Genomic DNA, 739 nt, shown 5'->3' on the forward strand with positions numbered 1-739 from the left:
CCTACGGTTTGGCTTCTGCCCTGTATTTGATGATGACGGTACTCCAGGCAGCCGGCCAGTAGGGTATTGTTTAATTTTTCAATGGTTTCAACCCGTGGTACTGGCACCAGTATGTTGCGCCGGGACCAACCCACAAGGTTTTCCACCAGGGATTTTTCGTTTCCGCTGTTAATGTTGGTAAAATGCATTGCAAAAGCATAGTGTGCACTGAGTGCCTGATAGGCAGCCTGGGGCTTGGCGTAAAGTCCAAATCCTTCTTTAACGGCTACTCGTGCGTTGTCGAAGATGATTTTTCCTGGCACGCCGTTAAAATGGGTAAAGGCATCTACATGGCCTTCCAGAAATGATTCTTGATTCTGGCGATAGAAGGCTTTGACAAAAATATCTGCGCTGTAGCAGGGACGGTAACAGAATAACTGTACTTTTGTTTTGATGCCTTTGATGTAAGCTGTTGCTTCTCCCCAGTCCACTTGGGCAGCTTCACCTGGATCAAATTCCAGCGGCATAAAAGCTTCTTTGTGTTTGGGTCTCATTTCATTGACAATGTTTCGAATGGTGGATTCGCCACCGGTAAAGGCTTTTTCATGTTTTAGACGATGATAGATTCGCCTGGCTGTATGACTTTGCTTTTTCAAACCTTCCGCTTCATCCTGATCCAGGCACTCTTGGATGAAAGCGCGGATTTCTTCCGTCACAACGGATGATATTCGTTCATAGGGTTTGCGCTCCCAGGGGACAT

The 739-nt window shown here is 46.7% G+C and carries 1 protein-coding gene; it reads right to left on the reverse strand.

Features of this window, described 5'->3' with window-relative positions:
- On the reverse strand, window positions 1–739 hold a 739-nt coding region (istA, locus tag AAIG11_RS17920; protein ID WP_343187553.1), incomplete at both ends, for an IS21 family transposase.

The sequence above is a fragment of the Anoxynatronum sibiricum genome, from assembly GCF_039414295.1.
GTDB lineage: Bacteria > Bacillota > Clostridia > Peptostreptococcales > Tindalliaceae > Anoxynatronum > Anoxynatronum sibiricum.